The organism is Streptomyces sp. NPDC085946 (assembly GCF_044540485.1).
GTDB lineage: Bacteria > Actinomycetota > Actinomycetes > Streptomycetales > Streptomycetaceae > Streptomyces.
The window spans coordinates 111,329-134,909 of the sequence record NZ_JBITSF010000011.1 but is presented as its reverse complement, the minus strand read 5'-3'; the positions used below and the strand labels follow the sequence as shown (position 1 = coordinate 134,909).

General features: G+C 77.2%; 13 protein-coding genes and 1 pseudogene. 5 read left to right on the top strand and 9 right to left on the bottom strand.

Translation table 11 applies throughout. The features are described from left to right. Positions 1-36: 36 nt before the first annotated feature. From ACIF8T_RS22740 to ACIF8T_RS22715, 6 genes are all read right to left on the bottom strand, one after another. On the bottom strand, positions 37-1,860 hold the full coding sequence (locus ACIF8T_RS22740) for a hypothetical protein (protein ID WP_400037787.1): 1,824 nt from the start codon (positions 1,858-1,860) through the stop codon (positions 37-39). After that, on the bottom strand, positions 1,857-6,026 hold the full coding sequence (locus ACIF8T_RS22735; RefSeq protein ID WP_400037785.1) for a DUF5682 family protein: 4,170 nt from the start codon (positions 6,024-6,026) through the stop codon (positions 1,857-1,859). Before ACIF8T_RS22735 ends, ACIF8T_RS22740 begins: the two co-directional genes overlap by 4 nt. A gap of 5 nt (positions 6,027-6,031) precedes the next feature. Further along, positions 6,032-7,207, bottom strand: a complete 1,176-nt coding sequence (locus tag ACIF8T_RS22730) for an AAA family ATPase (RefSeq protein WP_400038003.1) — start codon at positions 7,205-7,207, stop codon at positions 6,032-6,034. Positions 7,208-7,242: 35 nt separating this feature from the next. After that, positions 7,243-12,360 carry a hypothetical protein gene (locus tag ACIF8T_RS22725; RefSeq protein ID WP_400037783.1) on the bottom strand — a complete coding sequence of 1,706 codons (5,118 nt, stop codon included), beginning with the start codon at positions 12,358-12,360 and terminating at the stop codon, positions 7,243-7,245. Beyond that, positions 12,357-13,211 carry a DUF4132 domain-containing protein gene (locus ACIF8T_RS22720; protein ID WP_400037781.1) on the bottom strand — a complete coding sequence of 285 codons (855 nt, stop codon included), beginning with the start codon at positions 13,209-13,211 and terminating at the stop codon, positions 12,357-12,359. The genes ACIF8T_RS22725 and ACIF8T_RS22720 overlap by 4 nt, the downstream gene beginning before the upstream one ends. A gap of 173 nt (positions 13,212-13,384) precedes the next feature. Then, positions 13,385-14,122: a S1 family peptidase gene (locus tag ACIF8T_RS22715; RefSeq protein WP_400037779.1), complete on the bottom strand. Its 738-nt coding sequence runs from the start codon at positions 14,120-14,122 to the stop codon at positions 13,385-13,387. 307 nt (positions 14,123-14,429) lie between these two features. Here ACIF8T_RS22715 and ACIF8T_RS22710 point away from each other — a divergent pair, with 307 nt between their 5' ends. The 4 genes from ACIF8T_RS22710 to ACIF8T_RS22695 all read left to right on the top strand — a co-directional run bounded on the left by ACIF8T_RS22710 (position 14,430) and on the right by ACIF8T_RS22695 (position 18,741). Then, positions 14,430-15,149: a DinB family protein gene (locus tag ACIF8T_RS22710; RefSeq protein ID WP_400037777.1), complete on the top strand. Its 720-nt coding sequence runs from the start codon at positions 14,430-14,432 to the stop codon at positions 15,147-15,149. Positions 15,150-15,439: 290 nt separating this feature from the next. Beyond that, a complete protein-coding gene (locus ACIF8T_RS22705; RefSeq protein ID WP_400037775.1) occupies positions 15,440-16,492 on the top strand; it encodes an ROK family protein in 1,053 nt (350 codons plus the stop codon). A gap of 98 nt (positions 16,493-16,590) precedes the next feature. Beyond that, positions 16,591-17,787, top strand: coding sequence for a mannose-6-phosphate isomerase, class I (manA, locus tag ACIF8T_RS22700; RefSeq protein ID WP_400037773.1), 1,197 nt, complete (start codon positions 16,591-16,593; stop codon positions 17,785-17,787). Between the two features lie 339 nt (positions 17,788-18,126). Next, on the top strand, positions 18,127-18,741 hold the full coding sequence (locus ACIF8T_RS22695; protein ID WP_400037771.1) for a cellulose binding domain-containing protein: 615 nt from the start codon (positions 18,127-18,129) through the stop codon (positions 18,739-18,741). Positions 18,742-18,920: 179 nt separating this feature from the next. Here ACIF8T_RS22695 and ACIF8T_RS22690 read toward each other — a convergent pair whose 3' ends face one another. Together ACIF8T_RS22690 and ACIF8T_RS22685 are read right to left on the bottom strand one after the other, a co-directional pair. Beyond that, a complete protein-coding gene (locus ACIF8T_RS22690; protein WP_400037769.1) occupies positions 18,921-19,982 on the bottom strand; it encodes a LacI family DNA-binding transcriptional regulator in 1,062 nt (353 codons plus the stop codon). Beyond that, on the bottom strand, positions 19,979-20,167 hold the full coding sequence (locus ACIF8T_RS22685; protein WP_400037767.1) for a hypothetical protein: 189 nt from the start codon (positions 20,165-20,167) through the stop codon (positions 19,979-19,981). The genes ACIF8T_RS22690 and ACIF8T_RS22685 overlap by 4 nt, the downstream gene beginning before the upstream one ends. Before the next feature lie 697 nt (positions 20,168-20,864). On the opposite strand from ACIF8T_RS22685, the gene ACIF8T_RS22680 reads away from it, so the two are divergent. Next, the gene (locus ACIF8T_RS22680; protein ID WP_400037765.1) at positions 20,865-23,249 is read left to right on the top strand and encodes a SpoIIE family protein phosphatase; all 2,385 of its coding nucleotides are present in this window, start codon (positions 20,865-20,867) and stop codon (positions 23,247-23,249) included. Between the two features lie 93 nt (positions 23,250-23,342). Here ACIF8T_RS22680 and ACIF8T_RS22675 read toward each other — a convergent pair. After that, positions 23,343-23,576: pseudogene (locus ACIF8T_RS22675) on the bottom strand (helix-turn-helix domain-containing protein); the annotation flags it as partial. Between the last annotated feature and the right edge of the window lie 5 nt (positions 23,577-23,581).

Sequence of the window (23,581 nt, the reverse complement as noted above, 5' to 3'; positions counted from 1 at the left end):
GGCCCCGCGTCCGCGACGTGATCCGAACGACAGCCCCTAGGGACGCGGCGAAGGGACCGCGGAGGACACGTCGGCCGCGGTGGCCCCCCAGGCCGCCGCGCACAGCGCCCGTTCGACCAGGTCCGTGTAGACGGCGGCGGCGAGCCAGGCGCGGGCGAAGCGGTCCGTGTCGGCCGGGAGCAGGCGGCCGAACGCGTCCCGGGAGCGGTCCGCGGCGGCGGCGTGGAGGTCGTCGAGGAGATCGCCCGCCGTGCCCAGGCCGAGCCCGCGCAGGCGGGCGGCGTCGCCCGGCCCGCCGGGGGAGAAGGCGAGGACGCGGCGGCCTCCGGACACCGCCTGGTGCAGGCGGCGGCGCAGCAGGTGCAGCGGTGCCTCGTCCACGGCGTGCGCGGGGCCGGCCGGTGGCGCGGCCGGGCCGCCGTGCGCCGCCGCGCCGGAGGGCAGGTCCGCGTGCTGGAGGCGGTCCAGGCCGAGGTCCACCCGGGCGGCGGGGTCGGCGGGGTGCCCGGCGGCCAGCAGCACGGCCCGGGGGAGCGGGCCGGGGACCAGACGGGCGACGATCCGCAGCCGGTCGCTCCGGGCGGCGGCGAGCAGCCGGAGGTTGTCGCGGCAGGGGAGGGCCGGGTCGTCGTGGGCCGTGCCCAGCCGCAGGGTCAGGCCCGCGCAGTCGGCCAGCAGGCACTCGCCCGCGGTCTCCCGCAGGGTGCCCGTGACGGTGACGTCGAGGAAGAGCAGGCCGTGTCCGCCGTTCAGGGCCCGCGCCGCCTGCTCGGCGACGGGCACGGCCCACAGCCGGTCCAGCGGCTCGCCGTGCCACGCGGCGCCGGACGCGCGCACCGCCCGCACCCCGGCCCCCGCGCCGAGGCGGCCCGCCGGGGAGACGGTGGCACCGGACACCGCCAGCCCGGCGCGCGACAGTTCACGGTGGGTCAGGGCCGTGTCGCCGATCCGTACGGTCCGGTCGGCGGCGCCGGTCGCCCGGGCGGGACCGCCCGGCGCCACGTCCGAGACCGTGTACAGGCGTCCCTCGGCGTCGGCGGTCCAGGTGACCGCGCCCGCGTAGCCGGTCGCCGTGAGGACGGGCTCGGAGAACAGCCCGTACAGACGCAGCGAGCCGTCCGGACGGTACGGCTGCCGGACCGTGCCGCGCAGCTCCGCCAGGTCGGGGCCGGTGGCGTGCGGCAGGCGGTGGGTGACGCCCAGGACGTCGCGGAACGCGCCGGCGAGGTCGGCGAGGCGGTACCCGGGGTCGGCGGAGCGGGCCGCGCGCACCGCCGTGACCACGGAGACCGCCCCGGCGGCGGCCCGGGGGAGACCGGCGAGGCGGGCGGTGTGCGCGGCGCGCAGCAGCTCCGCCTGGAGCACGGCCCCGGCACCGTCCGTGCCGGCCTCCAGGACGGCGGCGGCCGCGGCGGACACCGCCCGTGCGGCGTCGCGCTGTCCGGCGGTGGCGACGTCGGCCGCGGCCGGCTCCGTCCGGGGCGCGGGCCCTGCCGGCCCCGCGGTCTTCGCCGCCTGCGGTGTCCCCTCCGGCGGTCCGCTCGCCCCGGAGGGACCGGGGACGGGAACGTCGTCGGCGATCGGCGCTGCCGAGGCCGCCGCCGCGCGGTGCAGACAGCCCGGAGCCAGCAGGCAGCCGCAGCGGATCGCGTCCGCACCGGTCACCGTCCCGCCGGGGGCGTGCAGGACGACGTCCGTGTCGTCGTCGACGGCGATCCGCACGGTGTCGCCGTCGCGGACGGCCGGACGCGCCGCGAGCTTCGCGACGCCCGCGTCCAGCCGCTTGCGGAGCCGGGGCGAGAGCGCCGCGACGAGTTCGGCGGTGACGGACGGGACGACCGGAGGCAGGTCCGGGCTCATGCGATCTTCTCCCCTACCCAGCGGGCGAGTTCGAGCGGACTGAGGGCGGCGACGGGCATGCCCGCGGCGACGAGCTGGCCCGCGACCGACGTGGAGTAGCGGGGCCGGCCCGTGTCGTCGAGGCTCGCGCAGCCCAGCACGTGACAGCCGGCTCCGACCAGCGCGCGGACCTCGGCGAGGAGACCGCCGAGCGGACGGCCCTCCTCGAAGTCGCTGACCACCACGACGAGGGTGCGCGAGGGCACGGTGACGAGTTCGCGCGCGTGCCGCAGCCCCGCCGCGATGTGCGTGCCGCCGCCCACGCTGACCTCCAGCAGCAGCGACAGCGGGTCCTCCACGTGCCCGGTGAGGTCGATGACCTCCGTGGAGAACGCCAGGAAGTGCGTGGACAGCGTCGACACCCCCGCCAGCACCGACGCGGTCAGCGCGGCCCAGACAGTGGACGCCTCCATGGACCCCGAGACGTCCGTGACCAGCACCAGCCGCCAGTCGGCGGACCGGCGCGCCCGGGTGCGGAAGACCGGCCGCTCGGGGATCACCCGGACCGTGCCGTCCGGACCGCGGCGCGCGGTCGCCAGGTTGGCCCGCAGGGTGCGGGGCAGGTCCAGTCCGCCGCCCGGCCGCCTGCCGGGACGCGGCAGGGCCGTGCCGTGCAGGGCGGGGCGCAGGCGGGTGGCCAGCTGCCGGGTCAGCGCGTCGACCAGCCGCCGCACGAGCGGGCGCAGCGCGGCCAGCCGGGCCTCCGGCAGTCCGCCCGCGTGCCGCAGCACGGTGCGCAGCAGGTCGACCGAGGGGCGCACGCTGTCCGCGTCCAGCTCGGCGAGGACGTCCCGGCGGCCCGACGCGGCGGCCGCCGCCAGCACCTCCTCCCGGATGCCCGGCCCGAACAGCGCGGCCAGTTCCTCCGACCACTCCCGTACCCCGGGGTAGGGCGCCTCGCGCCCTCCACCGGCCCCCGGGGCACCCGGGCCCGTCAGGTCCCCCCGGCTGCCCTCGCCCCGGCCGCTGCCGTACAGCTCGTCCAGCGCGGTCGCCAACGGCCCGGCGGACGGCGGCAGCCGGTCCGCACGGCGGCCGAGCAGGAGACGCCAGCGGTCGGCGGGGGCGAGGCGGTGCTCCTCGGGCCGACGCTCTGCGGCGGTTCGAGGGGACGCGCCCTCCCGGGCGGCGCCGCCGCCCAGGGGCACGTTTCCGGCGGTCGGGCTCTTTGCGGAGGGGTTCTCCGTGGTCGTGCCTGTCGAGGTGGCGGTGCTCTCTGCGACCGTGCCCTGTGCGGTCGGGCTCTTTGCGGAGGGGCTCTCTGCGGTCGTGCCTGTCGAGGTGGCGGTGCTCTCTACGACTGTGCCTTGTGCGGTCGGGCTCTTGGCGGAGGCGCTCTCCGCGGTCGCGCCCGCCGACACAGTCGCGCTCGCTGCGACCGTGCCGGCCGACGCGACCGTGCCCGCCGACGCGTTCGTGCCCTCCGTGGTCGCGCCCGTCGACCGGGCCGTGCCCTCCGTGGCCGCGTCCGCCGATGCGGCCGTGCCCTCCCGGGGGGTGTGCCGGGCGGTGACGCCCGTGGCCGTCGCGCTGTCCGCGCCGGACCCCGACGCGGGCAGCAGCCCCAGCGACCGCAGCGCCTCGCGGGCCGCGAGGTCCGCCCCGGTCCAGGCGGCGAGCGCGGCCGGGTCGACCCCGCCGGTGTCGGCCACGCGCACGGTGTCCAAGCGCTCCTCGACGGCCGCCAGCAACCGGTCGCGGGCCGCGGGACTCAGGGTGTCGAAGCCGCCGCGCAGGGCGGGGAGACGGTCGAGGAACTCCCGGTCGGGCAGCTCGGACACCCGGACCAGCAAGGGCTCCAGCGCGGGCGGCGCCGCCTCCAGGAGCGGTCCCGCGGCGGTCAGCAGCCCGCTGAGCCGGGCGGTGAGCGCCGCGCGGGAGTCGGGGCCGGTCGCCCCGTCGACCCAGGAGGCCACCCGGTCGCCGAGGGCCCACGCCTCCTCCTGCCCGAGCAGGACGCGCACCGCCCCGGCGGCGCCGCGCATCAGCGGGGAGCCGCCGGAGGCGAGGCGGGCCAGGGCGTCGGTGAGCCGGATACCGCCCGACAGGTCGGCCCGGTGGGCGAGTTCGAGCAGGGCGTGGGCGTCGGCCGGGTCCTCGGACCCCGTCAGGCCGTCCACCTGCCGCACCGCCGCCGCCGTGAGCAGCTCGGCCGCGGCGGACGCCCGCGCCGTACGGTCCGGTCCGGCGCCGAGCCCGGGCACGTGACCGGCCCGCAGCCGGTCCAACAGGGCCAGACCGGCGAGCAGTTCCGGCAGGGTGCCGGCCCGGGGCAGCACGTCGGCGACGTCGTCGAGCCGTTCGTCCGCGAGTGCCTCCAGGCCGCACTCCGCCGCCCGCACGAGCCCTTCCAGGGCCTGCGCGGCGGTCGGCCCGCCCTCGTCCCGCTCCGCGCGCCGCCGTTCGCGCAGGACGCCCTCGGCCGCCTGCGCCGGAGTGACCCCGCGCACCCCGGCCGCGGTGAGCATGGCCGCCGTGGCGGGCGTCCAGCGCAGCTCCCAGCGCGAGGTGAGCGCCTCGGCACCGCCGGCGCCGACGACCTCCTTCTCCTCCCCGTAGGGCACCCCGCACACCGCCAGCCGGCGCAGCAGCAGTTCACGGCGCCGGTCGAGGTCGGACCGCAACGGGTCCAGCCGCAGGTCCCGGGCCGTGCCGGGGCCGCCCGCCTCCGGGCCGGGCAGGCCGAGCCGCGCCACCTCGGCCTCCACCGCGGGCGCGAGACCGCTGCGCGGGGCCTGCGGGGCGGGGCGCCCGGTGCGCGTGCCGACGAGCACCCGCTCCATCGCCCGCGCCACGGCCCGCCCCCGCCCGTACGGCTCACCCTGCGCGAGCACCGTCTGCACGGCCTCGACCAGCTCGCCCCGGCCCGCCGCGGGCAGCCCCCGCAGCCGGGCCAGGTCGCGGGCGAGCCGGGTGATCTCCCGCGCGTCGGCCGGCCCGGAGGGGTGACCGAGGCCGCGCAGCTCCGCGCAGACGCGGACGGCAGCCCCGGTCAGCGCCTCCTCCAGCGCCGCCGGATCGCCCGCCGCGCGCAGGACCATGTCCTGCCACTCCGGATCGCGGATGCCCGCCGGGTAACCGGACCGCTCGTCGAGCAGGGCGTACGTGTACGGGATCAGCGAGGTCGTCCAGGCGGATCCCCGCGGCTCGGCGACCGTCCCGGCGCCGGTCCCCGGGGCCCTCCCGGCGTCCGCCTCGTCTCCCGTCCCGCCGTCAGCCGCGCGGCCCTTCCCGGGATCGTCCCCGGCACGCTTTCCGGCGTCAGCCCCGAACGCTCCCCCCGCGCTCCCTCCGGCCCCTGTCTCCGCGGCACCCCCGGAGCCCGCCGGGGCCGGTGCCGGGCCGACCAGCGCGGGCGCGTGGAACGCCCCCACCACCACGGCGGCCCGCTCCCCGCGCGCCGTCGCCTCGGCCAGCCGTGCCCGCATCCAGCGCTCGCGCCGCAGGTCCAGCTCGGGCACCCCGCCCGAGGCGACCGCGTCCTCGCGCAGGGCCCACCCGGTGAGCAGGGCGGCGCGGCGCAGGGCCTCGGGCGGGGAACCGGGGGCGGCGGCCTCGACGAGCCGGTCCCACAGGTCGTCCCCGGGGCGGCCGGTGAGCCGGGCCCGCAGGGCGGTGGCGATACGGGGGCCGCCGTCCTGCCGCCCGGCGGCCCGCCGCTCCCGGCCCCACGCGCGGTCGGCGAGGGGCAGGTCGCAGGCGATCACCGGCACACCGCGCCGGGCGGCCCAGCGCACGGCGGCCAGTTCGGGCGAGAAGTCGGCGAACGGATAGAACGCCGGGCCCTGGCCGCCGCCCCCGTCGCCGGGTGCGGCGGCCAGCGCGACCGGGGCCCGGGTCTCCTCGTGCGCGAGCCAGGGCAGCCACGGCTGCATCTCGGCCGGCAGTTCGACGAGCAGCACGTCCGGCCCGGCCTCCTCCAGCAGCGCGGGCAGGGCGGCGGCCAGGGAGGGCGCGTGGTGCCGTACGCCGACGAGGTAGGGCGCGGCGGGGCCGGTGAGGGCGGCGAGGGCCGCCTCGGGCGAACCGTGCGGACCGGGCCGGTGTGCGGACCCCTCCGGGCCGGGCGCGGCGGGCGAGCCACCGGTACCGGCCGGGACGGGGACGCTCCTGTGCGGGTGGGACACGGCGGTCAGCCCTCCAGGACCGTACGAAGGTCCCACAGGGTGCGCCAGGTGGCGGAGCCCTGCTCGGCGCGGCGCCGGACGGGACCGTCCCAGTAGCCGCGCAGCCGGGCCGCGTCGGCGGGGTCGTCCTTGCGGACCACGCCCAGCAGGTGCCCGGGCAGCAGTCCGAGCACGTCACGGTCGCCCGGGAAGTACGCTGCCGCGAGGGCGAGCGCCCCGGCGACGGACACGGCCTCCGCGGTGCTCATGACCGTCGACGGCCGCTCCACCTCCCAGCCCTCCGCCGACCGGCCCTCCCGCAGGTCCCGGAAGACGGTCACCAGGGCCTCCAGCACCGCGTCGTCGACCCGGAACGGCGCCCCGGCCCGCTCCACCGACGTCCGCGCCCGGCCGCGCACCAGCGCGGTCTCCGCGTCGAGGTCCGGGATGGGGCCGACCGTCTCGAAGTTGAAGCGGCGCTTGAGGGCTGCGGACATCTCGGAGACGCCCTTGTCGCGCAGGTTGGCGGTGGCGACGAGGGTGAAGCCGGGCGCCGCGTGCGCCAGGGCGTCCTCGGTGCCCGCCAGTTCGGGCACCGCGATCCGCCGCTCGGACAGCAGCGACACCAGCGAGTCCTGCACCTCGGGCAGGCAGCGGGTGACCTCCTCCACGCGCGCGACGGCGCCCCGGGACATCGCGGTCATCACGGGGGAGGGCACGAGCGCCTGCCGGCTGGGGCCCTGCGCCAGCAACAGCGCGTAGTTCCAGCCGTACTTGAGCTGGTCCTCGGTGGTGCCCGCCGTGCCCTGCACCACCAGGCCGCTGGTGCCGCACACGGCGGCGGCGAGCAGTTCCGAGAGCATCGACTTGGCCGTGCCGGGCTCGCCGACGAGCAGCAGGCCGCGCTCCCCGGCGAGGGTCACCACGCACCGCTCGACCAGGGAGCGGTCGCCGATGAACTTGTCCTCGACCACCAGGCGGCGCGGCACCCCGTCGGGCACCTCCGCCCCGTCGGGCAGCTTCAGGGCCACGCCGGCACTGCCCATGACGAAGGTGACGACCGCGCGCGGGGTGAGCCGCCAGGCGGGCGGGCGCGGCCCGTCGTCGTACGCGGCGAGGAACGCCAGTTCGGTGGCGTACCGGTCCTCGGGCGGGACGACCTGGCGGGCCGGTGCCGGGGCGGGGGAGAGGGTGGTGGTCATCGGTGCGGGTTCTTCCTGGTGCGGGTGGACGGTGGTCATCGGCGGCGGCCCTTGCGGGTGGCGCGGGTGGTGAGCTCCTCGTAGGCAGGGGCGTCACCGGCGCGGACGCGGTCCCACGCCCGGGTGAACAGCTCGGGCACCGGCATCGGCGGCACCGCCCGGGCGTGGTCCGGCACGGAGTACAGGCCCTGCTTCCAGAGCTCCACCGGCAGCGCGGGCGACTTCAGGTCGAGCCAGCCGCACGGCAGGAACAGGGTGCGTCCGGCGCGCGCCCGCTTCGCCTCGACGACCAGGCCGGTGGCCGCCAGTCCGGCGCGGGCCTTCTTCGCACGGGCGGGCTTCCAGCCCGTCCAGCGCACGCAGTTGCGGTCCGTCGGGTCGGGGAGGGCCAGCAACTGGAGGTAGAGCGCGGCCGCGTCCTCGCCCAGACCGTGGGTCCGCGCGACCTCGGCGACCAGGCCGGGCACGCTGACGGTGGGGTCCTGGGCGTACCCGGTGGGCCCCTCGGGGTCCGTGCCGGCCGCGAGCGCGCGGGCGAGGTCGTCGCCCAGCAGCGTGCGCAGGGCGTCCATGCCCCCGCCCCGTCCGGCCCCGACCAGCCCCTCGACCAGTCCGAACACCGGGTCGTCCGGGCCGCGCAGCGCTCCCGTGCGCACCAGGACGGCCTCCTGGTCGCCGTACCAGGGACGCAGCACGAAGGCCTCGCCCACGCGGGTCAGGCCGTCGGCGCCGGCGCCCCCGGTGGCGGGCAGCCCGTACGCCTTGCGCAGTTCGGCGGCGGTCGAGGTGCCCCTCTGCGTCCACCCGAGGTCGAGGTCGAGCAGCAGCCCCGGGTCCGCGACGCGGCGGCGCAGCGCGGCCAGCCCCTCCGGCAGCGCGGCGCGCAGGGGGTGCCCGTACGGCAGGGAGTAGGCGAGCCCGGCCAGGGCGGCCACGGCACGCGTCAGGTCGTACCGGCCGGGCAGCGCCGCGGCGTCCTCCGGCACCAGCTCGCCGTCCTTGCCGGGCCGCTGCACCGTGGTGCGGCTGATCCAGGGGGTGCGGCCGGGGTTGAGCACCTCCTCGGCGGTGCCGGTGGGCAGACCGCCGAGCGAGAGCTCCCCGGCGAGGTCCTCGGGCAGGCGGACGACCTCCCCGAGCCGCTCGGCCCACACCCGGCCCGCCGCGGCCGTGTCCGGCCCGGCCGTCCACAGGTCGGCGGGGTCGTCGGGCAGCAGCGCGCCGACGAGCGCCGCCCGGTCGGCGGCGTCGAGCGACGCCAGCAGTGCGTCGCCGAGCTGCTTCTGCCGGGGCTTCAGCCCGGTCGCGGCGATCACCTCGTCGGTGAGCTGCGCCGGCTTCGCGGCCACGAGCAGGGCCGCCTGTACGGGCCCCACCCCGCCCCGGGTCGCGGCGGCCAGCGCGGCGGGCGCCCCGGGCTGCCAGGGCGCCGCGCCCTTGTCCCGGACCAGCCGGGTCACGGCGGCGAGCGCGTCGGCGGGGAACACCGGGGGGTGCGCGGTCTCCCGCAGGGTGAAGTGGGCGACCGCGCCGAACACCCCGGCCGGGTCGTGGTCCAGGGCCAGCCAGTTCACCCGGTCGCCGTGATGGCCGGCGGTCAGGCAGCCGAGGACGACGACGGTGCGGCCCTCCCGGCGCAGCACCTGCCCGGACCGCTCCTGCCCCTTGCGCGGCTCGCTCAGCACGACCTCGCGCAGCGCGCCCCCGGGCTCGGCCAGCGGCCCCTCCGTGATCGCCTCGAACAGCAGGAGCAGCGCCTCGCGGTGCGCCTGCGGCACGGCCGGCGAGGCGGCGCGGTAGGCGAGCGGGCGCAGCGCGTCCAGCACCGACGGCCACCGCGCGTCGAAGCGCGGCACGGTGAACTCGTCGCTGTGCCACCCGTCGGCCGACTCGCCGAGCCGGGCGGAGCCGGGCAGGGGCGCGCCGTCGGCGGGCTTCCCGGCGAGCACGTGGTTGACCGCGCGGATCTGGCGCAGGGCGCTCCAGCGCCGTACGCCGCCCCACCAGCCCTGCAGGTCGGCGAGACCGGCGGTCGCCTCGCGCAGCGTCTGGTCGTCGCCGTCCTCGGGGCAGTGGTCGGCGAACATGCCCTCGGTCCGCTTGCGGTCCGTCCCCGGCCGCTCCACCGGGGGCGTCACGAACGCGCGGACCGACTCCGCCAGGCGCAGCACCGCGTGCACCAGCGCGGCGACACCGGTGAGCAGATGCGGTTCGGTGAGCGCGGGCAGGCACCGGGAGACGACGTCCCGCAGGACCTCGTCGGCGGTCGGGACGGCGGGCCCGGCGGGGGCGGTTCCCGCGGAGTTCCCGGCCCCGGCGGCTCGGCCCCCGGCCGCCGCCTTCGCCCGGCGCTCCGCCTCGGCCCGCCGCAGCGCCCTCGCCCGGTGTTCCGCCAGTGCCTGCTCCCCGGCGCGCAGCAAGGCGTCGGCCTGCTCGTCGTCCAGCGCCCGCAGCAGCGCCGACGCCTCCTCGTCGCGCGGCCGCAGGGCGTGCCAGAAGTCGGCCGGCACGACGAGCCGGGTGCCCGCGGCGAACTCGCCGCCCCGCTCCAGCGGCGTCACCCGGCCCAGCTCCCGCACGCCGGTGCCGTCGTCCCGCGTGTACCAGGCCACCTGGCGGTGCTGGGCGACGACGACGGGCTCGGCGCCGCCGGGCAGCCGCAGCGCGCCGAGCGGCACGCCCGGCATCCGGCCGTGCGGCGTCGGCAGGGTGACGGTCCGGCCGTCCGGCGTGCCGACGGTCGTGCGCGCCCCGTCGCCCTCGCCCTCGGTGCGCACCCAGCGGCCGAGGACCGTGCCGTCCGTGCCCCACGGGCTGTGCTCCAGACCGGGCCGGAGCGGCAGCACGGCGCAGTGCTGCTGGAGCAGGGTCGCGTCCTCGCGGATGCCGTCCCTGAGGAACGCGGGCAGCGAGGCGCGCCCGTGCGTGCCGGTGGCGGGGTCGTACTCCAGCCACACCTGCTGCCGTCCCTGCCGGCCCTGCCGCCAGTACGAGGTGCCGTCGCCGAGGATGCGGCGGGCGGGCGGCAGCACCGTGTCGCCGGCGTGCAGGGCGCGCCCGCCGGTGGCGCGGCCGCCGCCCGGCAGCGGGATCGAGGTCTCGCCCGCGTCGCCGCTGCCGTACCAGTGCGGCAGCCTCTCCCCGCCGAGCGGGAACACCTCGGACGGGCGGGCCGACCAGTACCCGTACTGCTTGCCGTCCTGCCGCCACATCACCAGCAGCTCGCCGTCGGTGTAACGGAACGACGGCCGCTGCCAGCGGTCCGGTTCCACGGGCAGCCGCAGATCGTGCTCCAGCAGGATCTCCTCCGGGCCGACGACGATCGCCTTGTGCCGGCGGGAGAGGATCAGCGCCGGCCAGGCCTCGTCGACGGCGAGGGAGTCCTCGCGGCCGCGCCGGGTCTCGGCGTCCAGGCGCCGCAGGGCCTCGTCGAGGGCGGGCCAGCCCAGTTCGTCCGGGATGCCGGCGCGCAGGGTGCGGCCGAGCAGGGGCGCGACCTGGTGCGCGGCGACCCGGGCGACGGCGTCCGGGCTGATCCGGGCGGCGACCGTACGGAACGGACGCAGCCGTTCCAGGGCGGCGCGCGCGGCGGGCAGGCCGGCCGCGGCGGTCAGTTCGCCGGCCGCGTCGTCCAGCCACTCGCGCAGCACGTCGGCGAGGACCGGATGACCGGCCAGCCGCTCCAGCAGCGCGGCGTCGGGACGGTGGCCGCTCAGCTTCCCGACCGAGCCGTACAGCAGGCGCCGGCAGCGCGGGTCCGCCGCGACAGCCGTCAGATCGCGTCCGCCGGGCCGGGTCTCCGTGAGCCACTGGGGCAGACCGAGGAAGACCTCGTCGTCGGCGGGCAGCGTCAGCGGCACGCCCTGTGCCGCGCACAGGTCCAGCAGGTCGAGGTCGGCGCTCGCGTGCCAGCGGCCCGTGAAGAGGTCCACCGGGCGGCCCAGGGCGCGCAGGCGCGGTGCCATCCGCGCCACGAGCGCGAGGGTGGCGGGCGAGCGGCGGGTGAACGAGGTGCCGTGCTTGCGGTGCAGCGCCCAGCGGCTCAGCCAGTCCGCCGGATCCACCCCGTCCGCCGGCGTGCCCGCGCGCGCCGCCCCCTCACCCGCCGCAGGCGCGTCCGCGTCCACCGCACCCGCGTCCGCCGCCTCCCCGGTCAGCAGCAGGTCCGCGCCGGTCTCCGCCAGCAGGGCCAGCCAGAACTCGTCGTCCTCGGTGGAGCGGCCCAGCCCGGCCGGCATGATCTCCAGCAGCCGGACCCGTACGGCGGGCCGCTCGCCGGCCAGGACGACGAGCGTCGCCCGGTAGGCGTTCCAGAAGGACGCGGGGGCCCGGACGGCCGCGGGGGAGGCGAGCAGGTCCGCGACGAAGGCGCACTCCTCGGTGACCCGGTCCAGCCCGGCCGCCTTGATCAGGGCGCGCGCGTCCTGCGGCAGCGACGCGTACGGCGGCATACCCGCCGCGCAGCGCTCCACGGTCAGCTGCCGGAACTGCGCCCAGGCCGCGGCCGGGGCGAGCCGCGCCGCGAGGGCCTTCACGTGCTCCTTGAGCGCCTTGACCGTCAGCGCCCCGGCGAAGGCGAACTCCAGGAACACGGCCCGCTGCCGCTCCTCGTCGACGGCCAGCGCGTGCACCCGCTCGGCCTCGCGGGCCTTGCCGAAGAAGGCGGCCGCGTAGGTGGTGTTGTCGTGCTGGAGGAAGACCCGGGCGGCCTGCTCGTAGAAGGTGGGCAGGAAGTGCGGCACGGCCCGGCCGAGCCGCTCGCCGAGCGCCTCGAAGCCCTCCTTGGCGGTGCCGGGGCGGGACTTGGCCTGCCGGGCGAGCCGCTCGACGTCCTTGACCAGCGCCAGCGCGTGGTGCCCGTTGGCCGGGTCGTTGACCAGCGCCCAGGCGGGGAAGCCGAGCGTCTCCCGGCGCACCTGCCCGACCTCGGGGGTCTCCGGCGCGCGGACCAGTCCCAGGAAGTCCAGGGCGAGGTCCTCGGCCTCGCCGAGGGTGCCCGGCACGAGCCGCACGACGGTGCGCCCCTCCAGCGCGGGGTGCGTGTACGTGCGGACGGTGAGGACGTCGGCGTCCTCCCGCTCCGTGGTGCCGGGCGGCAGCACGGCTCCGGCGTCGAGCAGCGCGGCCGCCGTGGTCCCGTCGTACGTCGTCATGCCGCCCGCTCCTCGTCCTCGATGTCCCGCCCGGCGTACAGCGCGGCCGCCATGCGCATCCCCTCCGACCAGGCCACCGGCCCGACCTGACCGAGCCTCAGCGCCCGGCCCGCGGAGTCGGTGAAGACCAGGGGGCCGGTCTCCGTCTCCTCGTAGCCCTCGTAGTCGCCGACCCACACCCGGGCCTCGACGGTGCGGCCGTCCTCCGGCACGGAGCAGACGGCGTGGCCGCCGCGCACGCGGTAGCCGAGCTGGGTGGCCCGGCCGTGCAGGAAACGCAGTTCCTTGAAGACGCCGCCCGCGTAGTCCTCGACGGAGGCGGCCTCGGCGTCGAGCGCCGCGGGCCGGTGCCACACCTCGCGGAAGAGCTGCCGGGCGCGCTGCTCGACGCCGAGTTCGACGGCGAACTCCCGCAACTCCTCCAGGTCGTCGAGGAGCACGGGGTGCGGCAGGCGGACGAGGTCGGGGGCGACGCGGACGGTGTCGCCGTCGAGGTCGACCAGGCCGAGGCCGCGCCCGGGGTCGGCGTCCCGCAGGAATCCGGCCACCTCGCCGTCGGCCCCGGTGACGACCAGGTCGCGCAGGGCGGCCTGCCAGGCCGGGTCCGGCCAGACCCGCGCCACCACGGCGAACGGCACCGGCAGGGAGCGCACCATCCACCGCTCCACGTCGGCCAGGCACTGCCGTTCGTGCCGCTCCAGCCACTCCACGAGCTGACGCAGCCCCACCACCGCCGGATCGTCGGCGATCTTGGACGGTACGGTCTTCAACCGCCGTCCGGCCGCGTTGCGGCACACCACCTTGCCGTCGTCGAGGGCGACTTCGTAGCCGCCGGCCGACACCCACCCCATGCGTGCCTCCCGCACCCGCAGTGATCATGTGCCGGGAACTGTAGGGGAGGCCTCTGACAACGGGGTCCGGACGGTGGCCGGACGGGTGCCGGCGGCGGGCGGACAGCGCTCCACGTGCGGGTTCCGGGGGCGGGTGCGCCGCACCGCGCGGCGCACCCGCCCCCGGCGGGCGGTCAGACGCCGGCGACGCTCTGGATCCAGGAGCGGTACGCCGTCACGTTCGTGTACGCCGTGGTGGTCTGGCGGTCGCTGGTGGAGGCGACGCCGACCTGCGCGCCGCCCGCCATCATCGGGCCGCCCGAGTCGCCGCCGGCCGTGATGCCGTCGCCGCGGCGGGCGCAGATGGCCGAGCCGTTGTACGCGTCACGGCAGCCGCCGGTCACGACGACGTTGGCGACCTTGAGGTACTGGGACTGGCAGTTGATCTCCGAACCGCACTGGGACGTGGCGCCCCAGCCGTACACCTGGACGGTCTGGTTGACCGACACCGAGCCCGGCTGGCCGAGACGGGCGTACGTGCCCGCCACGGAACGGTCGAGCCTGACCAGCGACAGGTCGGAGGAGGCGTGGTTGTGGACGCTGACGCCGTTGGCCACCGTGCCGCCCGTGGTCTGGTCGAGGCTGCCGATGCGGAACGACAGACCGCCGCCCGAGACGCAGTGCTTGGCGGTGAGGATCCAGGTCGGGGCGATGATGGTGGCGCTGCACGTCTGCCGCCCGTTGGAGAACAGGCGGGCCGCCCACGGGGCGTTGCTCGCGTAGCCGCCGCCGATGATCGGCTGTGCGTCGGTGCCGGGCACGACCGCGGACGCGCTCGGCGGTGCCGAGGCCTGCGCGGCGGCGGACGGGGCGAGTCCCAGGAGGGAGAGGGCCACTGCCGCGACGGCGGGGACCAGTCTGATCGTTCGCACGTTCGTCTCCATTGTGTGGGGTTGGAGCGTCCTTGCGAGGACGACACCGCACGGGTATGCGGTGGTGGGAGCACGCGCCGCCGGGGTAGCGCTGGCGCGTACATGCCATTTCGGCTGCGGTGAATGTGGCAGACGCCCCGTCGGACACGCAAGACGCGGACGGGGAAAACTTGGTCTGGACCAAATCCGTCGACGGATCACGGCCGAACTCCCCGGCCCGGAAAAGCAGTCGCCCTTCACGGGTCGAGCCGTTACCTTCCGCCTGAGCGCCGGCAGGGGCGACACGCGACCACGAAGGGTGCCGGGCATGGGGAGCGAGGGCGCGCGGACCGACCGTCTGGGTGTGCTGCTGGAGCAGTTCGACAAGGCCACGGACATGGCCCGGGCCCGGCTGGCCGGGCTCGGTGACGAGGAGTACCTGTGGGAGCCGGCGCCCGGGTGCTGGTCGATCCGGCGCCGGGGCGAGGCGACGACACCCAGGGCGTTCGGGCCGGGCGAGTGGGTGCTCGACCTGGGCGCCCCGGACATCCCGGCGAGCGAGTACGCCGAGGTCGGCCGCCAGGTCGCCGCCGGCATGAGCGTCGAGAGGATCGCCGAGGACTGGAGCGTGAGCGTCGAGCGGGTCGAGGAGGTCCTCGCCCGCACCGGCGACCCGGAGCCCGACGACACGCCGCTCACGACCATCGCGTGGCGGCTGGGGCATCTGCACCACCAGTTCGCGGGCGGCTGGGAGTGGACCTTCGGCGCACGGCGGCAGGACCCGAAGCTGATGGTCGACTTCACCCCCTCCGCCGCCCTGGCGCTCGAGCGGTTCTGGGAGGCGGTCGGCCGCTGGCGCGACAGCATCGCCACCGTCACCGAGGAGCAGCTCGACACGGTCGGCTTCTCGCAGTACCCGTACGGCTCCGACCTCGACGACCCGTACATCGGGGTGCTGGCGGGGTCGAACCTCGAATTCATCCACCACATGGCCGAGATCGCGCTGCTCCGCGACCTGTGGCGGGCCCGTCGCACCACGTCCGGGTAGGACCGGCCCCGCCGCGGCCACTCCCGCCGGTGCCGTCGCCGCCGCTGGTGCCCGTGCCACCGGACGGGGGCACCCGCTGCCGACCTCGGTGTCCGAAGAGGGGTGACGGCTTCGGCGGGACGCCTCTGAGCTAAAACGGTTCCGTGCAGTTGAGAGCGCTCTTTTCCCGTCGGATCCACTAAACCACCGCTGAACCCGCCCGCTTGGCTGGACAACGTTGTCATGAGCCGTGCACAGTGTCCTTCCTCGGGACGCCGGATCCCGTTTCCGCTCAGGGAAGGGCTGACGTGATGGTTGTGTACGGAGCACTCGACATAGGCGGTACCAAGATCGCCGGGGCGCTCGTCGACCCTGACGGCCGACTGGTCGCACGGGCGCAGCGGCCCACCCCGGCCCGCGAACCGGCGGCGGTCCTCATGGCCGCGGTCACCGCCGTGCTGGACGAACTGGCCGCGCACCCCGCGTGGCAGGGACTCACCTGCCTCGGCATCGCCTGCGCCGGCCCGGTGGACACCGCCGCCGGGACCGTGAGCCCCGTCAACATCCCCGGCTGGCGCGGGTTTCCGCTCGTCGAGCAGGTCGGGTCGCATCCGCGGGTGCCCGGCCGGGTCGCCCCGGTGCTGGTCGGCGACGCCGTCGCCATGACCGCGGCGGAGCACTGGCTCGGGGCCGCCCGGGGCAAGGACAACGCCCTGTGCATGGTGGTCTCCACGGGCGTCGGCGGCGGGCTGGTGCTCGACGGGCGGCTGCACGCCGGGCGGTCCGGCAACGCGGGCCACATCGGGCACATCTCGGTGGACCTGGACGGGCCCGTCTGCCCGTGCGGCGCCCGGGGCTGCGTCGAGGGCATGGCGAGCGGCACGGCCATCGCGGCACACGCCCTGGCGGCAGGCTGGACACCGCCCGCGGGGGTCGCCGCGACCGCCGCGTCCGTCGCCGCCGCCGCCCGCGGGGGCGACCGTGCCGCGCAGGCGGCGTACGAGCGGGCGGCCCAGGCACTGGCGGCGGCGATCGCCGCGACGATCGCCCTGGTGGAACTCGACGTCGTCGTCATCGGGGGAGGGGTCGCGCAGGCGGGCGAGACGCTCTTCGCCCCCCTGCGGCGGCGGATGGCGGACTACGCGGTCCTCGACTTCGCGCGCGGCGTGCCGATCGTCCCCGCCGGACTCGCCCTGGACGCCGGGCTGATCGGGGCGGCCGCCGCCGCGGCCTCCGCCGCGCCCGCCGGCACCATCCCGGTCGCCGGCGGAGGAGTCCCCGGCGGCCGGAAGGAAGCGGTCGGTCCGGCAGCCGGCAGCACCGCCAGGACGGACCGCACCACGCCCGCCCCCACGCTGACCTGACCTGACCTGACCTGACCTGGCCCGGCTCCGGTCACCGCGCCGCCGCCCGACGACACCGCCGCCCCGGCCCGCCCGCTCCCGAGCAGAAAGCCCACCCCGTGGACCGCCTCACCACCACCATCCGCCCCTACCCCTGGGGTTCGACGACCGCGCTGCCCCACCTGATGGGCACCGAACCGGACGGCACCCCCCAGGCCGAGCTGTGGATGGGCGCCCATCCCGCCGCCCCGTCCCGGGTGCAGCGCGCGGGGCGCCTGCAACCCCTGGACCAGGTCATCGAGGCCGATCCGCAAGGGGAGTTGGGCGACGCATCGGTCCGCCGCTTCGGGCCGCGGCTGCCCTTCCTGGTCAAACTGCTGGCGGCCGCCGCCCCGTTGTCCCTCCAGGTGCACCCCGACGAGGACCGGGCGGCCGCCGGGCACGCGCGGGAGAACGCCCGGGGCGTCCCGCTCGACGCCCCGCACCGCACCTACCGGGACGCGCACCACAAGCCCGAGATGATCGTCGCCCTCACGCCGTTCGCGGGGCTGTGCGGCTTCCGTCCGCCGCGCGAGTGCGCCGAGTTGCTCGACGCGCTGGGCGTCCCGGGGCTGGCCCCGTACACCGCGGTCCTCCGCTCCGCCCCGGAGGAGCGGGCGCTGCGCGAGGTCTTCTCCGCCTTCCTCGCGTCCCCGCCGGACCTGACGGCCGAGGTCGCGGATGCCCTGGCGTCGGCGGCCGGACGGCCCGGTCCGTGGCGGGAGGACTGCGCGGCGTACGCGGGGATCGCCCGCTTCCACCCGGGTGATCCGGGCGTGCCGGCCGCGCTCATGATCCGGCACGTCCGGCTGGCGCCCGGCGAGGCGCTGTTCCTCGGAGCGGGCGTTCCGCACGCCTATCTGGAAGGGCTGGGCGTGGAGGTCATGGCCGCCTCGGACAACGTGCTGCGGTGCGGTCTGACCGGCAAGCACGTCGACGTTCCCGAGCTGCTGCGCGTGGTCCGCTTCACCGCTCCCGCCCCGCCGGTGCTCCGCCCGGCCCCCGGCCCGGACGGCGAGGAGGTCTACCCGGCTCCCGTCGACGACTTCAGGCTCTCCCGGCTGGTGCTGGACGCGCAGGCGCCCCCGCGCACCCTGCGCGGGGCCGGTCCGCAGGTCCTGGTGTGCACCGGGGGCCGGGTCCGCCTCGCCGGCCCGGGACAGGAACTGGTGCTGGAACCGGGCCGGTCCGCCTACGCACCGGCCGGGGAGGAGATCACGGTCTCGGGCGAGGGAACCGTGTTCCGGGCCACGGTCGCCATCCCCCCGGAGAACTGAACCGCAGCTGAACTCGACCACCGTCACGGCCACCTCCCGGCAACTCGGCGTGGGCTGCACGGGCCGGTCGGGGAGCGGCAACGGCGGACGCGTCGAGACACCTCGACGCGTCCGCCGGCTTCGACGCCGCGCAACTGCCCCTGGGGCCGGCGCGTCTTCGACGGCGCCGACGGCATCGAGCGGACCGCGAGCGAGGCGGGCGTCTCCGCGTCCCCCGGCGGCACCAAGGCCCCCACCGCGCCCGGCAGTCCCACCGCCACGCGGGTCGGTGTCACCTTCGCGTCGTTCTCCCGGGTCGGCGTCACGTCCGCGTCGTTCTCCCGGGTCGGCGTCACGTCCGTGCCGTTCTCCCGGGTCGGCGTCACGTCCGTGCCGTTCTCCCGGGCCGGTGTCACCTCCGCGCCGTTCTCCCGGGGCGCCGCCACCGACGGCACCGCGGTCACCGTTCACGACGTGGTACGCGCCGACGGCAAGCGGGAGACAAGGGTGGCCACCACCGGCTCGGCGGGCGCCACGGTCACGGGCCCGCCCCTGTCCACCGAGTACGCCTTGGCCGTCCACGCCCGTGACGCCGCCGGCAACCGGTCGGCGCGCTCCACGACGGTCCGGCCCACCACCAGGGCCGCTTCGACCGCGTCCGGCCGCGCGGCCGGCCACCGGCCCGGCGGCCGGGGCGACCGGTTCGACGCGGACGCGACCGTCCGCGACACCGGCACCACGGCCGTGCGGGGCGGGGAGCCCGGCTACGCGTTCCCCGGAGAGCGGGAGGCCGGCTCCGCCTCGCACGCCGAGCCGGTCCGGCAGGGCGAACCGGGTGCGGGCCTCCGCGAGTCCTGGACCGGGACCATCCCGGCCGGCGGCCCGGCGAGCTTCGGCATCAACGGATCCTCCGCCGGGCCGAACGGGGCCCCCGCCTCCTCCGCCCTCAACGGCACCGCCTACGCGAAGAGTTGAGCACGCCACCGCAGCGGACGAAGGGCCGCGCCCCGGGGCGCGGCTCCACGCGCGCACTCACCCGCCTCCACACCGGCCGCGGACCACCCGCACGGGCCCGGCCGGACGGCCGCCGCCCCGGCGGAGGGAAAGCCGGCCCCTGCCGAAGAGCGGTCCTGCGTCCCTGCCGAAGAGCGGCCCTACGCCCCGGCCGACGACCGGCCCGGCCCCCCGGCCGCGGGCGCCGGCGCCGTCGACCCCCGCGGGGTCAGCACCGGCGTCGGCGCCTGGTGCGCCCCGCTGTGCGTGCCGTTGACGACGTCGAACAGGACGCGCGCCACCTCGGCGCCGAAGTGGTGCACGTCGTGGCTCATCGCGGACAGCGTGGGGTGGGTGATGCGGCACAACTGCGAGTCGTCCCAGGCGACCAGGGACAGGTCGTCGGGGACCGTGAAGCCCATCTCGGCCGCGACGCCCGCGCCCGCGACCGCCATGATGTCGTTGTCGTAGACGATGGCCGTGGGCCGGTCCGCGGCGAGGAGCAGGGAGCGGGTGGCGCGGGCGCCCTCCTTCTCGTCGAAGCCCGTGGCGATCTGCCGGGCCTCCTCCAGCCCCAGTTCACGCGTCGTGTCCGCGAAGGCGCGCGCCCGGATGGCGCTGTGCCCGAGGTCGGCCGGACCGCCGACCCGGGCGATCCTGCGGTGGCCGAGGGCCGCCAGGTAGCGGATGACCTCGGTGACCGCGGAGGCGTCGTCGGTCCACACCGCCGGGAAGGGGCCGGTGAGGGAGGGGTGCCCGACGGCGACGGCGGGCAGTCCGATGCCCTGCAGGGCCGGCACGCGGGGATCGTCCTCGCGGAGGTCCACCAGGATGCCCCCGGCGATCATCCGGCCCCGCCACCACTCCTGGTAGACGGCGACCTCCTCGTCGAGGTCGCGCACCAGCCGCAGCAGCAGCGAGCAGGACCGCTCGGCCAGCACGCTCTCGATGCCGGAGACGAAGTCCATGTAGAACGGTTCGAGGCCGAGCAGCCGGGCGGGCCGGCACAGCGCCAGCCCGACGATCCCGACCCGCTGGCTGGACAGGCTGCGGGCCGTGGCGCTCGGCACCCAGCCCAGCTCCCGGGCCGCCGCGAAGATCCGCTCGCGGGTGGCCGGGGAGACGCCGGGCTTGTGGTTGAACGCCAGGGACACCGCGCCCTTGGACACCCCGGCCCGGGCGGCGACGTCCTTGATGGTGACGCGTTCCGTCGGGCCGCTCACACCACGTCCACGCGGTACGGGGCGGTCTGGACGTCCTGGACGCCGACCGGGCCGTGCCCGGTGGTCCGGATGCGTGCGCGCTCGCCGGGCAGCGGGTTCCGCGGGCCGCCGTCGCGGGCGGCGGACGGGCCGAGCCGGCCGGCCTGGAGCAGGAGGTCTCTGACGGGGGTACGGGCGCTCACCACGACGCCGACTCTATCCCCCTGCCCGGCCCCCGGTTCCACGGCGATGTCGTACTCGGGCCGCGGAAAAGCGAAGTCCCGGCCGGCGACGGGGAGGTGCGGCGCGCGCAGCCCTCCGCCGCTCCCGGCCCCACCGGGGCGGGGACTCCCGGGCGCCGGCGGTCAGGAACTCCTGCGCGGCCGAGTGACCCCGACGGCTCCGCGGTCACGGCCGCGGAGCCGGGGCGCTGTCCCGGGACCGTACGGCGCCCCTGCCGAACGGGCGGGCAACTCGCCTGCGCTGTCCGCCTGTTGATGACCGCCGCGTGCCGTACTCCTCGCGCCTCCCGTGCGGCCCGTTCCCGTCCCGCCCCGAGGAGGCACCTCCGCGTGACGACGCCCGGCACCGCCGACGCCGTGGCGGACCTCTCCGCCCGCCCGGACCGGCGCGCTCGTCCGGACCGGCGCGCTCGTCCTCTCCGGCGCGGTGGACCGGCCGGCGATGAGCGAGGAGGCCCCGCGTCACTCGACGCCCGCCCCCACGTCCTGGTCCGTCTCGCCCCCCGGAACGACCTCCTCGCCCGCCGGTACGGCTGCCCGGGGCCGAGCACGGGACCCCGCCGCTTCCAGGTGCCGCCGATGACCGCCTCCCGCACAATGGGCCGGGAGGCATCGTGTTCCCCCTGGCGACGAGTGGTGCTCAACAGAACGAGGCAGCCGAGTGACTCCGACGACACACGCCTTCGGCAACGGCCCGCCGCCGGGGGAGGCCGCGGCCGTGCTCATGCTGGACCCGGACGGTGTCGTGCTGCGGTGTGCGGGCGCCGTACCGGCCCTGGCGGGCTGTCCGCCCACGGAGCTGCACGGGCGGCGCGTCGCGGACCTCGTCACCGAGCCGGACGTGTGGTCCGGGGCGCTCGGGGCCGAGGGGGAGGGCCGCCGGACGCTGCGGGCGTCCCTGCTGCACCGGGACGGCGCGCCGGTCGAGGTGGACGCCCTGGTGCTGCCCCTGCCCGCCGGCGGCGACGCGCGCTTCGTGGTGTACGTGGCCCCCGCGGCCGCGACCCGGTGCGGGGTGGAGGACGAGTCGCTGCTCCGCGCCCTGTTCGACCAGGACCACATCGGGCTGGCGATCCACGGGACCGACCTGCGCATCACCCGGGCGAACCTCGATCCCCGCTTCTTCACCCCGGACCACCAGGAGGTGCCGCCGTCCGGCCTGCGCCTCGGGGACCTGCTCGTACCGCAGGACGCCGCCGCGATCGAGGAGCGGCTGCGGCGGGTCCTGGACACCGGCGAGTCGGTGATCGGGTGGGAGCACCCGGCCCGGCCGCTGGCCGCACCGGGCCGGGAACGGGTGCTGGCCGTGTCCGCCTTCCGGCTGCACGACGCGGGGGAGCGGGCGATCGGGGTGGCGGTGATGTTCACCGACGTCACCGAGGAGCACACGGCCCGCCGGCGGCTCGCCCTGCTGTACGCGGCCGCCACCCGCCTGGGGCGCACCCTGGACGTGACCCGCAACGCCGACGAGCTGGCCGGCATCCTCGTGCCCGACTTCGCCGACCTCGTGAGCGTGGACCTCTCCGACACGGTCTTCCTGGGCCGCGAGCCCGGCGGCTTCCTCCCCGGCACCCGGCTGCGCCGGGTCGCCACGGCCGCGGTGGACGCCTGGCCGCCCGAGATCTACCAGCGCGGCGACACCGTCCGCGCCCGCGAGGCGGAGAGCCGGGCCCTGCGCGACTGCCGGACCGTGCACGTGCCCGACCTGGCCGCCCTCGCCGAGGAACTGGGCGCGGACGCGGAACGGCGGCGGCTGCTGTTCCCGGCGGCCGCGTCGTCCGCGCTGTTCGTGCCGCTGCACGTCCAGGGCAGTGTGCTGGGCGTGCTGGGGCTGTGGCGCACCCCGGACCGCGTGCCCTTCGCGCACGGCGACATCCCCCTGATCGAGGACATCGCCTCGCGGGCCGCGCTGAGCCTGGAGAACGCCCGCCGCTACACCACCGAGCTGCGCACCGTGGAGACCCTGCAGCGCAGCCTGCTGCCCCCGTCCGGGGTGGCGCTGAGCGCGGCCGAGTCCTCCGGGATCTACGTGCCGGCCGGCAACGCGTCGGGCATCGGCGGGTGCTGGTACGACGTCATCGAGCTGTCGGCCGCCCGGGTGGCCTTCGTGATCGGCGACGTGGCCGGACACGGGCTGGGGGCGACGGCCACCATGGGCCGGCTGCGCACGGCCGTGCAGACCCTGTCCGACCTGGACCTCCCGCCGGAGGAGCTGCTCACGCACCTGGACGACCTCGTCGTGCGGCTGGGCGCCACCGAACCGCAGACGCAGGACGGCGGCGTGCTCGGCTCGACGTGCCTGTACTGCGTGTACGACCCGGTCGCCGGCCACTGCGTCATGGCCAGTGCCGGCCACCCGCCGCCCGTCCTGATCACCCCCGACGGGTGCCACACCGGCGTGGACCTCACCCCGGGCCCGGCCCTCGGCACGGGGACCATGCCCTTCGAACCGGTGGAACTGGCGCTCGCCCCGGACAGCGTCCTGGCCTTCCACACCAGGGAACTCCGGCTCGACGACAGCAGCACGGAGCCGCTGCACGCGCGCATGGCGGCCGCCGCGGTGTCGGGCAGCCCGCCCGCGGGGATCGGCCGCGCCGCACTCGACCAGGCGCTGACCGGACCGCCGGCCGACGACGTGGCCCTCCTGGTGGCCCGCGTCCGTACCCTGCCCGAAGGCGCCACCTCCGCCTGGGAGTTGAAGGCCGACCCCAGCATCGTGGGCGAGGCCCGCCGCCTGATCATCGGGCAACTCGCCGACTGGGGCCTGGACGAACTCGCCTTCACGACCGAGCTGATCGTCAGCGAGCTGATCACCAACGCGATCCGGTACGCCAAGCCGCCCATCGTGCTGCGGATGATCAGGGACAAGAGCCTGATCTGCGAGGTGTCCGACGCGAGCCAGACCCAGCCGCGGCTGCGGCGCGCCCGGCTGATGGACGAGGGAGGGCGCGGTCTGTTCCTCATCGCCCAGCTGGCCCACCGCTGGGGCAGCCGGTACACGAGCACCGGCAAGACCATCTGGACCGAGCAGCGGCTGACGTCCTGACCGGGCCGGCCCGGGACCGGACCGTCGTGAACCGCGGCCGGCGGGCGGCGCGGCGGTGTCGAGGGGGCGGGCGCTGCGGAAGCGCTCGCGGTGGGCCGCCGGCGGGACGCGCAGGACGCGCTGGAAGGCGCGGCGCATGGTCTCGGCCGAGCCGAAGCCGCACCGGCGGGCGACGCCCTCCAGGGCGGTGTCGTCGCCGGCCTCCAGGAGGGCCTGCGCGGCGCGTACGCGGACCTGCCCGACGTACCACCGGCCCGGGGTGGTGCCGACGTCCTCGGTGAAGCGGCGGGAGAAGTGGCGCGGGCTCATCAGGGCGCGGGCGGCCATGGTCT